Source organism: Candidatus Zixiibacteriota bacterium, assembly GCA_040753875.1.
Lineage (GTDB): Bacteria > Zixibacteria > MSB-5A5 > GN15 > FEB-12 > DATKJY01.
The window spans coordinates 1-17,222 of the sequence record JBFMDV010000001.1; the positions used below are offsets into that span (position 1 = coordinate 1).

The 17,222-nt window shown below is 55.5% G+C and carries 14 protein-coding genes and 1 pseudogene; 11 read left to right on the top strand and 4 right to left on the bottom strand.

The annotated features are described in order from the left end of the window. Positions 1–196: 196 nt before the first annotated feature. The 4 genes and pseudogenes from pckA to prfB form a co-directional block, all read right to left on the bottom strand. A complete protein-coding gene (pckA, locus tag AB1644_00005; protein MEW6049444.1) occupies positions 197–1,861 on the bottom strand; it encodes a phosphoenolpyruvate carboxykinase (ATP) in 1,665 nt (554 codons plus the stop codon). Further along, positions 1,858–3,075 carry a pyridoxal phosphate-dependent aminotransferase gene (locus tag AB1644_00010; protein ID MEW6049445.1) on the bottom strand — a complete coding sequence of 406 codons (1,218 nt, stop codon included), beginning with the start codon at positions 3,073–3,075 and terminating at the stop codon, positions 1,858–1,860. The genes pckA and AB1644_00010 overlap by 4 nt, the downstream gene beginning before the upstream one ends. A 5-nt stretch (positions 3,076–3,080) precedes the next feature. Continuing rightward, positions 3,081–4,073, bottom strand: a complete 993-nt coding sequence (pta, locus tag AB1644_00015; protein MEW6049446.1) for a phosphate acetyltransferase — start codon at positions 4,071–4,073, stop codon at positions 3,081–3,083. Between the two features lie 45 nt (positions 4,074–4,118). Beyond that, positions 4,119–5,226, bottom strand: a pseudogene (gene prfB, locus AB1644_00020) (peptide chain release factor 2). A 207-nt stretch (positions 5,227–5,433) separates the two neighbouring features. On the opposite strand from prfB, the gene AB1644_00025 reads away from it, so the two are divergent. From AB1644_00025 to AB1644_00075, 11 genes are all read left to right on the top strand, one after another. Then, the gene (locus AB1644_00025) at positions 5,434–6,054 is read left to right on the top strand and encodes an MBL fold metallo-hydrolase (GenBank protein MEW6049447.1); all 621 of its coding nucleotides are present in this window, start codon (positions 5,434–5,436) and stop codon (positions 6,052–6,054) included. Beyond that, positions 6,047–6,901: a histidinol-phosphatase gene (locus AB1644_00030; protein MEW6049448.1), complete on the top strand. Its 855-nt coding sequence runs from the start codon at positions 6,047–6,049 to the stop codon at positions 6,899–6,901. The genes AB1644_00025 and AB1644_00030 overlap by 8 nt, the downstream gene beginning before the upstream one ends. Before the next feature lie 13 nt (positions 6,902–6,914). Beyond that, positions 6,915–7,577, top strand: coding sequence for a DNA-3-methyladenine glycosylase (locus tag AB1644_00035; protein ID MEW6049449.1), 663 nt, complete (start codon positions 6,915–6,917; stop codon positions 7,575–7,577). Position 7,578: 1 nt separating this feature from the next. Next, complete coding sequence (locus AB1644_00040) at positions 7,579–8,208, top strand: site-2 protease family protein (protein MEW6049450.1); 630 nt, start codon at positions 7,579–7,581, stop codon at positions 8,206–8,208. A gap of 148 nt (positions 8,209–8,356) precedes the next feature. Then, positions 8,357–8,929: a hypothetical protein gene (locus tag AB1644_00045; GenBank protein ID MEW6049451.1), complete on the top strand. Its 573-nt coding sequence runs from the start codon at positions 8,357–8,359 to the stop codon at positions 8,927–8,929. 71 nt (positions 8,930–9,000) lie between these two features. Beyond that, on the top strand, positions 9,001–10,899 hold the full coding sequence (locus AB1644_00050; protein ID MEW6049452.1) for an ABC transporter ATP-binding protein: 1,899 nt from the start codon (positions 9,001–9,003) through the stop codon (positions 10,897–10,899). Beyond that, positions 10,896–12,002: a glycosyltransferase family 4 protein gene (locus AB1644_00055; GenBank protein MEW6049453.1), complete on the top strand. Its 1,107-nt coding sequence runs from the start codon at positions 10,896–10,898 to the stop codon at positions 12,000–12,002. Before AB1644_00050 ends, AB1644_00055 begins: the two co-directional genes overlap by 4 nt. 1 nt (position 12,003) lies before the next feature. Continuing rightward, positions 12,004–13,119: a glycosyltransferase family 9 protein gene (locus AB1644_00060; GenBank protein MEW6049454.1), complete on the top strand. Its 1,116-nt coding sequence runs from the start codon at positions 12,004–12,006 to the stop codon at positions 13,117–13,119. 145 nt (positions 13,120–13,264) lie between these two features. Continuing rightward, the gene (locus AB1644_00065) at positions 13,265–14,041 is read left to right on the top strand and encodes a glycosyltransferase family 2 protein (protein MEW6049455.1); all 777 of its coding nucleotides are present in this window, start codon (positions 13,265–13,267) and stop codon (positions 14,039–14,041) included. Then, on the top strand, positions 14,034–15,062 hold the full coding sequence (locus AB1644_00070) for a glycosyltransferase family 9 protein (GenBank protein MEW6049456.1): 1,029 nt from the start codon (positions 14,034–14,036) through the stop codon (positions 15,060–15,062). Before AB1644_00065 ends, AB1644_00070 begins: the two co-directional genes overlap by 8 nt. A gap of 4 nt (positions 15,063–15,066) precedes the next feature. Further along, positions 15,067–17,220: a bifunctional (p)ppGpp synthetase/guanosine-3',5'-bis(diphosphate) 3'-pyrophosphohydrolase gene (locus AB1644_00075; GenBank protein MEW6049457.1), complete on the top strand. Its 2,154-nt coding sequence runs from the start codon at positions 15,067–15,069 to the stop codon at positions 17,218–17,220. The last annotated feature ends 2 nt before the right edge of the window (positions 17,221–17,222 follow it).

A 17,222-nucleotide genomic window follows, 5' to 3' on the forward strand; every position in this document is an offset into this window, starting at 1 on the left:
ATAGTTTTTCAACAGGCCCAATCATGTGTGCCCTGGCCGGTCAGGCAGATGATCTCGGCAGCAACAAGTAGCGTCGGGCGAGGACGCCCGACGCCCCACCAGACATAGTTGCGTGCCACACAGGCCACCAACCCGCCCCAAGGAGCGGGGTACCCCACCGCTTGCGGTGGGATTACGGTTGCCGGAACATGGCAGATTACACCTTCGCCAAGAACTCCCGCTTCACTGGGCCGGATTTGACAATGCTCGGCGGGCAGCCATCGGAGAACTTCTTGAAGTTCTCGATAAACAACGCCGCCAGCATCAGATACCGGTTCTGGTACGCCGCCCTGTCGTCCCAGGTATTGATCGGGTTCAGCACTTTCTCCGGCACGCCGTCGCACGACTTCGGCACCGCAAACCCGAACACCGGATCGGTAGCAAACTGAACATTGTTTAGCCGTCCATCCAGCGCCGCATTCAACAGTGCGCGGGTGTGATGAATGCTCATCCGTTTACCGATTCCGTATGGTCCGCCGGTCCAGCCGGTGTTCACCAGCCAACAGTTAGCTTTGTGCTTCTCGATCTTGCGCGCCAGCATCTCAGCGTAGAAGTACGGATGATGCACCATGAACGGCGCGCCAAAACAGGCGCTAAAGGTGATCTCCGGCTCTTTGTTCATGTCGATCTCCGTACCGCTTACTTTCGATGTGTAACCGGAGATGAAATGATACATCGCCTGTTCCGGTGTCAGTTTGGCAATCGGCGGCATCACGCCGTTGGCATCACACGTCAGCATGATGATATTGTTCGGATGCCCTGCCATTTTTTCCGGAATCGAATTAGCGATATAACTAAGCGGATACGCCGAGCGCGTGTTTTCCGTGAGCGTGCTGTCATCCAGATCGAGTAGGCGAGTCACCGGATCGAAGACAACGTTTTCGAGAATGGTTCCAAATTTCCGCGTGCAGGCGTATATCTCCGGCTCGGCAGTGGGGGAGAGGTTGATGACTTTCGCATAGCAGCCGTTCTCAAAATTGAATACACCGTCGTCGCTCCAGCCGTGCTCGTCATCTCCGACCAGAAAGCGGTTCGGGTCGGCCGAGAGAGTAGTTTTGCCGGTGCCGGAAAGACCAAAAAACAACGCCACGTCGCCCCCCTTGCCCTTGTTGGCAGAGCAATGCATGGTCATCACGCCGTTAAGCGGAAGCAGGTAGTTCAGCAGCGTGAACACCGACTTCTTTATTTCACCGCCGTACCCGGAGCCGCCAATGATGCACAGCCGATGCTCGAAATTGAGAAGGATGAATGTCGGCGACGCCGTTCCGTCGATTTCCGGCGTTCCTCTAAACGATGGTATCGACATGACGGTAAACTGCGGAACGAACTTGCGTAGCTCGTCATGAGTTGCAGCCGGTATGAACATATTCCGCGCAAAGAGACTATGCCAGGCCAGTTCAGTGATTATGCGTACCGGTAGACGGTGATTGGGATCGGCCCCGCCATACACATCCTGCACGAACAGGTCGCGCCCCTGAAGGAACCCCTGGAGTCGTCCGTAAACAGTGTCGAACTTTTCCGCCGAAAACGGACGGTTGTACTGCCCCCACCAAATTCTATCCTCGGTGGTTGCTTCGCGGACAATGAATTTGTCGTTGGCCGCACGAGCGGTATGTTTACCCGTGTTGACCACCACCGGTCCTTGAAAGGAGAGTTTCCCTTCCGCTCGGAAAATGATCTCCTCGTACAGCGCCTCGCTGGGGAGATTCCAGTAGACGTTATGCAGATTGGTCAGACCGTGATAGGAGAGGTCGTACTCGCTCTTAACCGCTTTGGCCTCGGCCTGCGCCGGGGTTTTCAATTCCAGTATATAGTGGCTCATAGCCAGTCTCTCCTCATCTTCCGATCGCCAATGTATATCTCATTCGGGGACTCTGGATCCAGAGACCACTTGATCCGCTCCACGCCAGTCATGATCTCTTTGATCGTGCCGCAGAAACTGAGTCGCAAGTGTCCTTCCATCCCGAACTCCTTGCCGGGAACCGCCACTACCAACGCTTTTTCAAGGAGGAACTTGGACAGTTTGACCGAATCTTTCTCATAAGCGCTGAAATCCGGCAGGCAATAAAATGTCCCCTGCGGCGGAATCAGGCGGACACCGGTGAAGGCATTGAGCTCGCGCACCATGACATCGCGGTTGTTCTGGAGTGTCAGTCGGAGCGCCTCAACGCCGCTCTGGACACCGGTCAACGCGCCTGCGGCGGCCACCTGCTCGATGATCGGCGGACACGATGTGTTCTGTGCCTGCACATTGATCATCGCCTGGGTGATCTTCTTGCTCGCCACAATCCAGCCGATCCGGAATCCAGTCATGGCGTACAGTTTGGAGACACCGTTGATGACGATCATCTTGGAGGAGTCGGTATCGTCCTTAGAGAACTTGTAGCACGGAGGAGCCTGAACACCATCGAATACCAGCTTATGATAAATGTCATCCATGATAAGATAGATGCCCTTACGCTCGCAGAATTCAACCATCTCCCGGATGAAGTCTTCGGAATAGACAACGCCGGAGGGGTTGTTTGGGCTGTTTACGACGATGACCCGAGTGTACGAGCTTACGCACTTAACAATATCTTCCATGCGCGGATGAAACCGGCCATCCTCGGGTGTAACAATCACCGGCACACCGTAGACCATCTTGACGATTTCCGGGTAACTCACCCAGTACGGTGCCAGAATAATGACTTCCTCCTGAGGATTGATCAGGGTAATCATGAGGTTGTAGAAAGCCTGCTTGGCGCCGTTGGCGACAAGTATCTGCTCCGGTCCGACGAGCTTGTTGTAGTTCTCTTCGGTGTACCGCACGATTGCTTTCAGTAGTTGGGGAATCCCCTCGGTCGGAGTGTACCGTATGTCAGCGGTGGTGAGTTTGCCGGCCGCTGCGAGAATGGCATCAACCGGTACCTTGCTCTTGGGTTCACCGGCGCCGAGATGTACCACTGCTTCGCCTCGGTCGCGCAAAATCTGAGCTTTCAGATTCAGCGCCAGCGTCGGCGACTCTTTAATTTCACGAGCCAATTGGCTGATACTCATATGCTTTAACCTCGCATCAACGTCGCAATAGCAGACACATCGACAATATCGTCGGCTGAGCAGCCGCGCGACAGATCGTTGGCAGGCTTGGCCAGCCCTTGTATGATCGGCCCGGTAGCGGTAGCGCCGGCCAGTCGCTGCACCAGTTTGTATCCGATGTTGCCGGCATCAAGGTCGGGGAAAATGAGACAATTGCAGTTGCCGGCGATAACCGAACCGGGCGCCTTGGACTTCGCGACTTCCGGAATGATGGCGGCGTCCAGTTGGAACTCGCCATCGACCTTCAATTCAGGATGTTCGCGCTTAAGAACATCTATGGCTTTCAAAACCTTGTTAACATCATCGTGTTTGGCCGAGCCTTTGGTCGAGAACGATAGCATGCCGATCCGCGGCTCTTCACCGATCAGGTTCCGCATCGTATCAGCCGTGGACGCCGCAATCGAGGCAAGCTGTTCGGCGTCCGGATTGGGTACGACAGCACAATCACCAAACATAAACACTTTGTCGGTCACGTCGCGGAACTTCGGAAGTGTCATTATAAACGAACTTGATACCGTTGTGATGCTAGGCTTCAAGCCAAGCACCTGGATAGCGGCGCGGAGAACATCGCCGGTTGTGTTGATGGAACCTGCCACCGATGCCGCCGCCCGGTCCCGCCGTACCAGCATAGCCCCGAAGTACAGAGGGGAGAGCATGGCTTTTTTGGCCTCGCCTTCGGTGATCCCCTTGGCCTTGCGGATTTCCATGAATTCCGCGACAAACTCTCGGTATTCCGGAGCGGTGGCCGGATTCAGAGTTTCCACTTTGTTCAGAGCCAGGCCGTGCTCCTTGGACAGCCGTTCGATCTCCTTCTGGTCTCCCAGAAGAATTACTTCGGAAATCCCTTCGGCAATAAGCTTGGCTGCCGCTTTGATGGCACGCGGTTCAGTTCCCTCTGGAAGTACCACCTTCCGATGTTTCGCTCTGGCTTTTTCTTTTATCGATGCTACAACGTTCATGTGTCAACTCCCGCTGCCCGTGTCGCGAGCGTGATGTCCTTCCGATTACAGCAATTGGTCTTTCAGTTCCGGATCGGACAGATACGCCTCAATAAACGGATCGATGTCTCCATCCATCACCACCTGCAGGTTAGAGGTCTCGTGCAGGGTGCGGTGATCCTTGACCAGGTTATACGGATGGAAAACATACGAGCGTATTTGCGATCCCCATTCAATCTTCTTCTTGGCCTTTTCGAACTTCTCCATCTTCTTAGCTTCCTCCTCCCGTTTAAGCTGATACAGGCGGGACTTGAGCACCAGGAAAGCGGATTCTTTGTTCTTGTGCTGACTTCGTTCCGTCTGGCATGTAACTACGATACCGGTTGGGAAATGGGTGATTCGAATGGCCGACGATGTCTTGTTCACGTGCTGCCCACCGGCGCCCGACGAGCGGTATGTATCGATACGAATATCCTCGTCCTTGATCTCTATCTCGACGTTGTCTTCCACGACAGGGAACACATGGACAGATACGAACGAGGTGTGCCTTCGGGCGTTAGCATCGAACGGGGAAATACGCACCAACCGATGCACCCCCATTTCGGCTTTCAGATAGCCGAAAGCATATTCGCCCTTGATTTCCATGGTCGCCGATTTTAGTCCGGCTTCTTCGCCGGCTTGGTAATCCATGAGTTCAATTGTGAAGTTGTGCCGCTCGGCCCACCGGTTGTACATGCGGAAGAGCATCTCCGCCCAGTCCTGCGATTCGGTGCCGCCGGCGCCCGGATGGATCGTCATGATGGCGTCGCGATAGTCGTCGGGGCCCGACAAAAGCGTGGCAAATTCGAATTTCCTGAGTTCGCCCTCAAGTTTGTCCAGCGAGGTCTCAAGTTCTTTGGCATCGGCGGAATCATCGCCGACAATCTCAGAGAGCTCTCCGAGGTCGGAGAGCTCGGTGGCCAGTTTGCGATGCGCCTCTATCCAGCGTTTGTGCTGGGCGATCTCCTTGAGGACAGCTTGTGCGGTCTGGTTGTTGTCCCAGAAACCGGGTTGGGTGCTTTTCTCCTCGAGTTCGGCTATCTTCGCCGCGCGGCTCTCCAGGTCAAAGATACCTCGCTAACTTGTCGAGACGAGTTTTCAGTTCAGGCAATCTGCTTTTCAGTTCCGTTATCATCGCTCTTTTCGGCCTTCCGGCTTGAGAAATAAGGCACAAATATACGTTGTTTAGTTGTTGGCGTCAAACAGAATTCGTCAGTAAATCCGGCTCGTTTTGCGGTCATCTAACCCTGTTGCGAACAAACCCTTACCGTCGTTCTGTCGTTGACAAAAGTGGTCTATCATGTATCTTCGACCAATGGCTAAAAGGCTGGAAATCTTGGTAGTGGGACCTTTTGAAGTAAACTGCTATCTGTATTGGGATGCGACCACCGGTGACGGCGTGATTATTGACCCTGGTGCCGAGTGTGAGACTATCCTGAAGACTATCGAACGGTGTAACATGACATCCAAAGGTCTGTTGCTAACCCACGGTCACGGAGATCACATTGGTGCCGTAAACGAGGTGATGAACCGGTTGTCCGTTCCATTGTATGCATCTGTCGAAGAACTCCCGCTTTTGTCGAATCCGGCGGCGAATCTGTCGGCTTTCCTTGGACAAGCGGTCAGCACACAAAAACCCGACCATTTCGTAGCCGATGAACAGCTTTTGGTCCTTGGGGCGATTCAACTGCGCGTCCTCTCAACACCCGGCCATAGCCCGGGTGGAGTAAGTTACCTTGACGAAACAGAGGGAATCCTGTTCTGCGGTGACGCGCTATTTCAGGGATCGATCGGAAGGACAGACCTGCCCGGTTGTTCGCATGAAACGCTGATCGACTCGATTCAGCGGAAAATACTGGCACTTCCGGATTCGGTCATCTGTTATCCAGGTCATGGGCCATTCACAACCGTGGGGGCAGAACGGAGCTCCAATCCTTTTCTTGTAGGAGGCTATCATGCCTGAAAAGAAGCGTGTGACACCGCTTGAGATAGGCGGCCTAGCCGATATGCATTGCCACTGTGATTATTCGATCGACGCCGTGGGTACGATCGATGAGTACTGCAACGCCGCACTTGAGCGTGGCTTGGCTGAAATCTGCTTCACCACGCATTACGATTCGAACCCAAACGCCGAAGGCGACGCCAACCACATTTTGATTGGGGGGAAGCGGAAACCGGCCACGATTGATAACCTTGCCCCCTATGTCGAGAACGTCCAACGTGCAAGGGAGGAATATTATCCGCTTGGATTGGCAGTCAAACTCGGACTGGAGTTTGGCTGGTATCCCAATTGCGAAAAAGAAGTTGAGAAACTCAAGAATTGCTATCCGTTCGAGTACGTGCTGTGCGGCGTGCATGAGATCGACAACGTCTGCTTCTGTTGCGTGAAGGAATACGAGCGCTGTTTCGCTCGTTTTTCCGTCGAACAGATGGCCGAGCGGTATTTTGGCGACGTGATCACGGCTGCGCGGTCGGGCCTGTTTGATACGATTGCTCATCTCGAATATTATCGTAAGTACGGAGTGCAATACTACGGCCAGCAGGAGATCGCCAACGCCTGGCGACCACATGCCGCCGAGTTGGCGCAAGCGCTACAAGAGAGCGGCACGGGCCTTGAGGTCAACACCGCTGCGCTTCGCAAGGGACTGAACGGTTACTATCCGCAGGTGAATCTGGTAAACGCACTGAGGAGAATCGGTGTTGAAGTACAACATCTTGGCTCCGATGCCCACACACCGGAAGATGTTGGCTATGATTTCGATGCCGCCGCGTCGTTAATACCTCATGCAATCGGCGGCTGCGACGACTAAGGTCTGATATCCCGTGTCCCGTCACCAGAAACTCACCCGCTCGTTTTACGGCCGCCCGACTCTGGAAGTGGCGCCCGACTTGCTTGGCAAGTTTTTAGTTCATGCTTCATCGAGGGAGGTCTATTCGGCGCGGATCGTCGAGGTGGAGGCATATATCGGGGAGGAAGACCCGGCCTGCCACGCAGCCTGCGGGCCGACTGAACGAAACAGGATCATGTATGGCCCACCCGGATTCGCCTATATCTATTTCATTTACGGCATGTATTATTGTCTCAACTTCGTAACCGAGCCAAAGGGGAGGCCGGCGGCTGTGCTGATTCGCGCGGCGGAGCCGTTCGACGGTTTTGACAGACTTCTCTCAAAGCAAGGTGGAGCAAAGGGGATACGCGCATTGAGCGGGCCGGGAAAACTCTGTCGGGCGTTCGGTCTGACTTTCCAACATAACGGACTGGACCTGACCGGCCGGCGTCTGTACCTTGAGGACCGTGGCAGCGCGGTTTCGCACATTCGTTGCTCGACACGCATCGGGATCCGCAAAGGGGCCGACAAGCTCTGGCGGTTTTTCGACGCCGATTCAGCGGTGGTGTCGTCAAGGAGATTGGACTCGCGACCTATTCGTGCGACGAACATCGGCGTAAGCCCAAAAGATGACTTAGACGTAGAAATAGCCCATTGACATGTTCAGCCCGGAGTTCCTTCAACGTGCACTTATCGCCGCACCGGCCATTCTGTTCGCGCTTACCGTGCATGAGTTCTTCCATGCCTGGACCGCATACCGGTTTGGGGACACCACCGCCCGCGATCTGGGGCGACTTACCCTGAATCCGCTGGCGCATTTGGATTTCTTTGGGACCATCATGATGTTCGTATCGCAGTTCCGATTCGGGTGGGCCAAGCCGGTCCCTGTCAATCCGATGAATTTGCGAAACCCGCGCATGGCGGACTTGTGGATATCCGCAGCCGGCCCGTTATCGAATCTGGGGCTGGGATTCATCTTCGGTCTCATTTTCCGGGCCGTGAACACGGCATCGGTGCAGCTTCCAGAAGCGGTTGGACTGTTCTTGTTCTTCTCGGTCATGATCAACGTTTCGCTCGCCTTCTTCAACCTGATTCCGCTGTTTCCGCTCGACGGCTCCCATATCCTGCGCAATCTGCTTCCGCCGGAATATGGGCCCAGCCTGGACCGGTTGGATCAATTCGCTCCGTTCATTCTGATGCTGCTCATCATTGTGGGAGCGTTCTCGTACATCATCGGCCCGTTTGTCACTCTTTTCGTGCATCTCTTCTCCGGAATACGGATCGGTTAATCGCCGCCTCTGATGTGCCATGAATCCAAAGTCTGCATTCTGGTTCTGGTCCTGCCGATTCCGACTGGTCTTACTGCTTATAGTTTTTGGACTTTCGGGCTGTGGCGGCCGAGGTATTAGCGAAGGGCCGTCAATCGATGAAAGCACCGTGAGGGGAAAGGTCTTCGCCGATGCTTTTCTATATGACGCCAAACTGGTACGGCACGGCAAACCTACATCGTTCCGACTGGAATTGTTCCGTACCGATTCGGTCATTGCGCTGGGGGGGAGAGGGTATCTCGGCAAAGGAGCCTTGCGAGGTCGAATGACCAGTGACTCGCTTGTGGTCTATTTCCCCGCCACCAACGAATATCTTCGCGAGACTATAAGCGAATTGCTGAACTCCTTTGGATGTTCCCTCGCCCGGACATCCTTGGACGCGATCGAATTCTTCGCGCGCCCTCCGGACAGAACCACAACAGACTCGTCTCTCCAAGTGGTACTTGTTAGGGATGACAAGAAGCGCCCAGTCTATGGACTATTTTCGGACGAGTGTGCCTGGCGAGTCGAGATTGAGTATGAGCGGAATAAAGAAGCGTGGCGTGTACGCGAGTTGGTGTTCGATGACGGTGCCGGTGTCACGTTGACGGCGCGCCTCCGCGAGAGCCGGAGCCACGTAGGTATTCCAGCCGCTCGCTTTGAGATCTCCTGGCCGCCCGATGCCTTGCGGCTCACCCCGTAACGATACGTCCTGCCAATTGACTTCGCATACTCAATTGGCGATTTTCCCTGCATGGATAACGGAGTTGACGCGTGAATATCTACAGACGCACGTTCGCCGCCATTAAGCTGTACTGGAAACAGCTGGTTTTGGCGTCATCGTCTGCTGCTCTGCATGCAATCTTCTCCGGATTGTTGGTCTGGATGGCCGGTCCGCTCCTGATGAATCTCTTTCAGGTGCAAGGACTGCCCGGCGTGTCCGATATGCCGATGCCTGACTCTGCCATCCAGCAGCTACCTCAGCCCGCTGCCGATTCGGCCGGTTTCTGGGGTTCGGTGGCACGGGCCGCAGTCAACCTGAAAGAGGGGATGAAAGGGATAATCGATAATCTGGTCGCGGCCGACAGCAGGAGCGAAATGCTGGTCAACTTCTGTATTATTATCCTGGTGGTGGTGCTGGCCAAAAATCTGTTTCTCTACCTCCAGTCGTTTTTCACGATTTACGTGCAGCAGTCGATGATGCGCAGTTTCCGGGATCGCCTGTTCGACAAATACCAGCGGCTTTCGCTCGACTATTTTCACCAGCGCCGCACGGGACAGGTGATGTCGCGTATCACGAGCGATGTGGTGGTCCTGAACGAATCCATAGATCTCGGTTTTAACCGTCTGGTGACCGATTCGGTGTTCGTCTTGGTGCTGTTCGCTTTTCTGGTCATCCTGAGTTGGAAACTGACGCTCTTGGCGATGGTCATCCTGCCGGTCGTGTTTGGATTCATCTGGTTCGTCGGCAAGAAGATGCGGCGGTACTCGGCGCGCTCACAGGAGCGGATGGCAGATGTTAATTCGGTGCTGGAGGAATCGGTCAGCAACATACGGATCGTCAAGGCCTTCTCCATGGAGCAGTTCGAGGCCACGAAGTTTTTCGCCGCTACCTATCGATATTTTCGCGCGCTCCTCCGCATGGCGCGCATCGGGGCGCTTGCCTCACCCATTAACGATACGCTGGCGACGGTCGCAGGAGTGCTAATCCTGCTCTTCGCCGGTTCGCAGATCATTTCGGGCAAAGGGGAACTCGATGCCGGCGACTTCATGACTTTTATCCTGGCCATGTTCTCGATGATCAAGCCGGTCAAGTCACTCAGCCAGATTCACGTCAAGTTGCAGGAGGGCATGGCGGCGGCTGATCGGATATTCGAGGTTCTGGATACGACGGAACAGATTGTCGACGGACCTCAGGCGCAGCAACTCAACTCCTTCCAGTCCTCGATCCGGTACGAGCACGTCGGTTTCAGCTACAATCCCCAGGAGCCTGTATTGACCGACATCTCATTCGAGGTGCGAAGGGGGGAGGTGGTGGCGGTAGTAGGACCGTCGGGAGCAGGCAAATCGACGCTGTTTGACCTGCTGCCGCGCTTCTACGACCCGCAGGCTGGGAGGATTGTTATCGACGGACACGACATCCGAGACCTTTCCCTGACATCACTTCGCGGGCTGATGGGGATAGTCACTCAGGAGACATTTCTTTTCAACGATTCGATCTTCAACAACATCGCGTACGGCATGAACGGCATTCCCAAAGAGAAGGTTGTAGAGGCGGCCACGGTAGCTAACGCACACGAGTTCATCTCTCAGTTCGAGAAGGGGTATGACACGGTCGTTGGTAACCGGGGTGAAATGCTTTCGGGTGGCCAACGGCAGCGACTGGCTATTGCGCGGGCGCTTCTCAAAAATCCGCAAATATTGATCTTCGATGAGGCCACCTCGTCGCTGGATACCGAATCTGAGGTGCTGGTTCAGCAGGCGATCGATCATCTGATGAGCAACCGCACCACGCTCGTCATCGCTCATCGGCTGTCTACTATCAAGCACGCCGATCGCATCCTCGTCCTCGCCGAGGGACAGATCAGAGAATGCGGCTCACATGCTGAGCTCATGGCTCTCGGCGGTTTGTACGCGCGGCTTTATTCGCTGCAGTTTCGTGACCACGCATGAACCTGCTGTTTCTGGATTCTATCGAGGCCAACACGTATGGCGGCATGGAAGAATGGATACGTCTGGTTGCGCACGGGCTGAGTCAACGAGGGCACCATATCACGCTTGTGGGCAGGCCGCGTTCGGAGTTCCTACGCCGAGCGACTGCGGGTGCAGGTCAGATCGAAACCGTGGAACTGAAGGTCTCCGGCGACTTTCATCCGGTGACAGTTGTGCGTTTGGCGAGAATGGTCAGAGCGCGCGCGATTGATGCGGTTGTCTGCAATTTCAACAAGGACATTCGCCTGGCCGGCCTGGCCCGGTCGATTGGCGGCAGGCACAGAGTAATCTGGTCCGCCGGACTTGATATTACGAAGAACACGGTAGTACATCGGTGGTTGACGCCGCGGCTTATTGATCGCGTATTTGTTCCGTCGCAATCGTTGAAGAATCAGATCACGCGACACGGCTATATCATGCCTGAGACAGTCGACGTGATCCCAATCGGGATCGACGATCTAAATGGATCGTTGCGAAACGGTGTGGCATATCGGAACCTTCGGTCTCGGTACAACCTGCGAACTGACGCCGTAGTGGGAGTAACCGTGGCTCGACTGGTCGAGCAGAAGGGGCATCGATTCCTCATCGATGCCCTTCCGGCCATCGTGGCCGCGCAGCCTCTTTTCAAACTACTTCTGCTCGGCTCCGGTCCGCTGGAGCAGGCGCTCAGAGAACGGGCAGAAGCGCTGCGGATGTTGGACCACCTCATTTTTGCCGGTATGTTGGATTCAGTCAGCGAGACACTCGCTGGTTGCGACCTGATGATCCATCCGTCGATTGATGAGCCGTTCGGGATTGCATTGCTTGAAGGGATGCGCGCAGGTATTCCCATTGTTGCTTCCGACGTTGGAGGGATTCCCGAGGTGGTCGGCGAGTGCGGCCTGCTGGTTCCTCCACGCAATTCGAAGGAACTTGCAGCTGTGGTCATTTCTTTGTTGAATGCACCGGCCCGCCGGACAGAGCTCGCCAACCGTGGGCGTGAGCGTTTCATGAAACAATTCGGCGCCGGGCTCATGACGGACCGGGTGGAGGAAGCCCTCAAAGCGGTAGTAGGACAACTTTAGCATGGATATTGTCAAGGAAATCGAATTGCGTGTTCGGCGGGCGGCCTTCGCCATGCTCCGGCCACTGCTTAAGAAAGGGAGGAATATCGGGGCTGTCGATCCGGCACGCATATCCAAGGTACTGTTCATTCGAAAGGACCGAATCGGCGATGCAGTTTGCTCCCTGCCGGTTCTTGAAGCCCTCAAGTCACATTTGTCGCATCTTTCCCTCGGCATGTTCTGCTCGCCGCGCAATCATGAGGTGTTTCGGGATGATCCCCGACTCGACGATGTGTTCCTGTACCGCAAGCGGTTTTGGCGAGACTTTTCAGAAATTTGGCGCATTCGACGAATGAAGTACGATGTCGTAATCGACCTTATCTGCGATGATTCCGTAACGTCGCTTTTTCTCTCCCAGCTATGCTCGGCACATGGCGTCAGGATAGGAGCGGGGAAAGCGCGATTTCGCCAATTCTACGACCTGGCATATGAGTTTGCTCCAGATGCCGATGAGCATATCATCGACGTGCACCTCAAAATGCTGGCCGCGTTTGGCCTGGAGCCGCGGTCATTGAATCCGCATGTCCCTATCCATGAAAGCAAGTCGGCGCGCGAGAAGGTCGATCGGTTTTTCGCCGGGCTGCCACCTCTGTCCGAAAACGGATTTCGGATCGGTTACAATCTTTCGGTGGGGAAACCCGAGCGTGTATGGGCTCTCGAGAACTCCAGACAACTGGTGGCCAGAATTGTCGAGCGGCATCCGTCCAGCCAGTTGGTGTTCATCTGCACATCGGCCGACCGCCATCGTGCGGAATCGATCATGAATGACGTGTCCGGGTCGCTGTTTCTTCTGCCGGACCGAATGAACATGATGGAAGTGTCGTCGCTGGTATCTCGGTTGGACCTTCTGATCACGCCGGACACGTCGCTCGTCCATGTCGCCCGTTCGTGGAACGTGCCGGTGGTCGGGACGTATCCTAAGTGGGACGCCCGCCGCCTCGGCCAGTGGCGCCCGTATGGACAGTTTTTTGGCGTGGTCATGTCGGAAAAAGACGACAATGTGTTCGCTATCACTGTCGATCAGGTATTTGATGCCTATGTGGAGACACTCAATATCCTGAAAACCGCTGCGGAATGAGAATCCAGGGGGATTGGTGTGACAGGATTGTTGGAATGCTTGGTACTGGCGTGATTGAAATGTATACTTTGATTATGAAACATGGAGATTTGCGAGGTTCGCACAACCCACAGCGCAATCCCGGCGCGGGAAAAGGCGAGGGCTCGTGAAGCGGTTGACAGTCATGATCATCACTCGCAACGAGGCATACAACTTGCCCCGCTGCCTGGAGTCGGTCGGATGGGCCGATGAAGTTCTTGTAGTGGACAGCCATTCGACGGACCGTACCAGGGAGATCGCCCGCGATTTCAAAGCGCGAGTGATCGAGATCGACTGGACCGGTTTCGGCCCGGCCAAAGGGATCGGAGTTCGTCAGGCGACCGGCGACTGGATCCTCTCCGTCGACGCCGATGAAGTCGTCTCCGATGAACTGGCCGGGCAGATTCGGGCGATCCTCAATCAGGAAGAGACCTTCCACGGCTACTTCGTGCGTCGCCGTACTAATTTTCTCGGACGGTGGATCTACCACTGTGGGTGGTACCCGGATCCTGTGCTCAGGCTGTTCCTGAAAGAGTATGGTCAGTTCAATGATGCCGTCGTACATGAGAAAGTCCAACTGCGCGGGATCGCCGGTCATCTCAGTGGAGAACTCCTCCATTACAGTTTCCCGACCCTCGAGCACTACATGGTCAAGTCGGACCGATATACCACATTAGGTGCTCAAGAAGCGTTTGCCGCGGGCCGGCGTACGCGCTGGTACGACCTGGTACTGAAGCCGCCCATCAGTTTTTTCAAGCACTATGTGTCCAAGCGCGGATTTCTGGACGGCACGGAGGGGTTTATGGTCGCGGTCCTGTCGGCTACGGCGGTGTTTGTGAAGTACGCCAAACTTCGCCATCTCTGGTTGATGAAACTGCGATCCGGGGAGAGCAGCCGTGCATAGACGTGTGGAGTTTTTCCCCGGTGATCGCATTCTCGTCAGCCGGACGGACAAGCTGGGTGACCTGATTCTGGCGCTGCCATTCGTGGAGTCGCTGAAGCTGCGCTATCCGGAGTGCCGGATCGAAGTTGTAGCTTCGCTCTATGCTTCGCCGGTGCTGGAGCAGAACCCGAAAATTGACGGTATCGTCCGCGTCCAAAATGACCAGCTTCGTGCCGACAACCTGTATCGCAAGGATCTTCTCCGACGTCTTCGATCTGCCAATTATCGGGCCGTAGTGGCGCTATTTCCTGAATCGCAAATCTGTCGCCTGTTTTACGCCGCCGGTATCCCGCATCGATTCGGCACAGCGGGCAGATTCCATTCTATCTATTTCAATCACCGTTTGTTGCACAGTCGAAAAGCGAACAGGAAGCACGAGTCCGAATACAACCAGGATTTTCTGAAGTACTTTCGATCAGGCCAGACGGTTACCATGCCAAAAGTGCATTTGGTTGACAAGGAACTGACCCACGCCAGACGCATTTTGTCTGAAATCGGTGTCGATGGCCGATTTGCGGTGGTTCATCCGGGCTCTGGTGGCTCTGCCGAAGTATGGCCGGTGAAACGGTATCTCGAGTTGGCGAGACGTCTGGAGGGAACCGGGCTGCCGGTGCTGCTTACCGGCTCCGATCCAGAACGGCAGTCGATAGATGAACTGTCGCGTACGGCCGACATAGCTGTCAGGAACCTCGCCGGCAAGACCGACTTACGCACCCTTGCGGCCTTGTTGTCACTGGCGTCGGTGGTGGTCAGTAATTCCACCGGTCCGCTGCATCTGGCCGTCGCAGTTGGAACGAGAGTTGTCGGGGTGTATCCGAGCAGAGTAGTCATGTCACCAGTCCGGTGGGGACCGCTCGGCGACGGCCACCGTGTTATTCAGCCTCGTACCAGCAATTGCACGTGTCCGTCGCACCATTGTCGCTGTATGGAGTCGATAACGATAGAGAAGGTTGCGATGGAAGTCCTGGCGGTGAGCGGATAGATCCATGAATCTGGCGGAATTCATCATTCGCGTTGAATCCTACAACGCCAATATCGATATCCCGCTTATTCGCCGGGCGTACGAGTTCTCGGATCGTGCGCACGCCGGGCAGAAACGGCAGTCCGGCGAGCCGTTCGTAGAACATTGTCTCGAGGTCGCGTTTATACTGGCGGAGCTGCACATGGACTCCACCACCATCGCCGCCGGGCTGGTTCATGATGTTGTCGAGGATACATCGTTCACGCTGGAGGATGTGCGGCGGGAATTCAGTGACGAGGTGGCCGAACTGGTTGATGGCGTTACCAAGATAGGGGCTGTCGCGTTCAGTTCTTTCGAGGAACTGCAGGTCGAGTATTTCCGCAAGATGCTCTTGAGTATGGCCAAGGATATTCGCGTGATCCTCATCAAACTGGCCGACCGCCTGCACAACATGCGCACGCTGGAACATCTGCCTGCAGAAAAACAGACACGGATAGCGCTGGAAACGCGTGACGTCTATTGTCCGCTCGCACATCGACTGGGCATCAACAAGACCAAGGTCGAGCTCGAAGACCTGTCGTTCAAGTATCTCGAACCGGAGGTGTATCAGGAGCTGGCCCAGCAGATCAAGGAGAGACGCGAGGAACGCGAGGCGTATATTCATGAAGTTGTGACACCAATCAAGGAATCGCTGGCCAAGGACGGCATCCTTGGGACGGTGAGCGGACGCGCCAAGCATCTCGACTCGATCTATCGAAAGATCAGAATCCGCAAGGTGCCGTTCGACGAGATTTATGATCTGTTCGCCATACGCGTCATCGTGAACACCGAGCGGGAATGTTACCACACGCTCGGCATCATTCACGCCATGTGGAAGCCGGTGGCGGGACGATTCCATGACTACATCGCCAATCCCAAGCCGAACGGCTATCGCTCTCTTCACACCACCGTCTTCGGCCCGCGCAACAAGATGGTCGAGATCCAGATTCGCACCCACCAGATGCACCACGTGGCGGAGAACGGAATCGCGGCCCACTGGCTGTACAAAGAGGGGCGCCAGCAGATGAGCCGTGACGACCGCCAGATGATCTGGCTTCGTGACGTGCTCGAATGGCAGAAAGACATGACCAATCCTTCGGAGTTCATCGAATACCTCAAGATGGATCTCTACTCCGAGGACATCTTCGTGTTCACACCCAATGGACGGCTGGTACATCTGCCGCGCGGCGCCACGCCGCTCGATTTCGCTTTTCAGATTCATACGCAGATCGGAATCCATTGTGCAGGCGCCAAGATAAACGGCCGGCTGCAGCCGCTCTCCACCGGCTTAGAATCGGGAGACGTGGTCGAGATCATCACCAACCCCAGCCGCACGCCATCGCACGATTGGCTGAAACTGGTCAAGACTTCAAATGCCCGCACCCGGATCAAACGGTGGCTCAAACTGGCCGGTTTCGAGCAGTCGGTGGCGCTCGGGCGCGAGATCATGGAGCGGCGCCTGAGGGAAGTTCACGCCAAACTCCCGCCAGACGAACAGCTCCAGGAATTCGCCGAGCAACTGGGGAAGAAGACAGTCGACGAGCTGTTGAGCGGAATCGGTAACGGTTCGGTTTCCGCTCGCGCCCTGCTCACCCTCATCCAACCGGAGGAAAAGAAGGAAGAGACCGGTTTTGTCGGGAAGGTCATCGAGCGGATCCGCGGGACCAAGGGGATCAAGGTTCAGGGGATGGACAACATGATGTTCCGCTTCGCAGGCTGCTGTCAACCGGTTCCCGGGGACGACATTGTCGGCTTCATTACCCGCGGGCGCGGTGTAACGATCCACCAGGCGGATTGCACTCTGGCCGTCGACATTGGCAACAAATATCCCGAACGCAAGATCGCAGTGAGTTGGGACACCGGCCGCGACCAGTCATTCATTGTGCAGCTCCAGATCATCGTTGAAGATCGTCGCAATATGTTGCGCGATGTTACCCAGGCGATTGCCGATGCCAACACCAACCTCAGGGCCGCGGAAATGTACGCGCACGACAGTACGGCGGAGGGCCGTTTTGTAGTCGAAGTGGCCAACCTGTCGCACCTGAACCGCATTATCGACAAGGTGAAAAAGGTCAAAGGCGTGATATCCGTGCGGCGTGCCCGCGGCGGGACACGAGACGCGCACGAATCGACCGGATAATC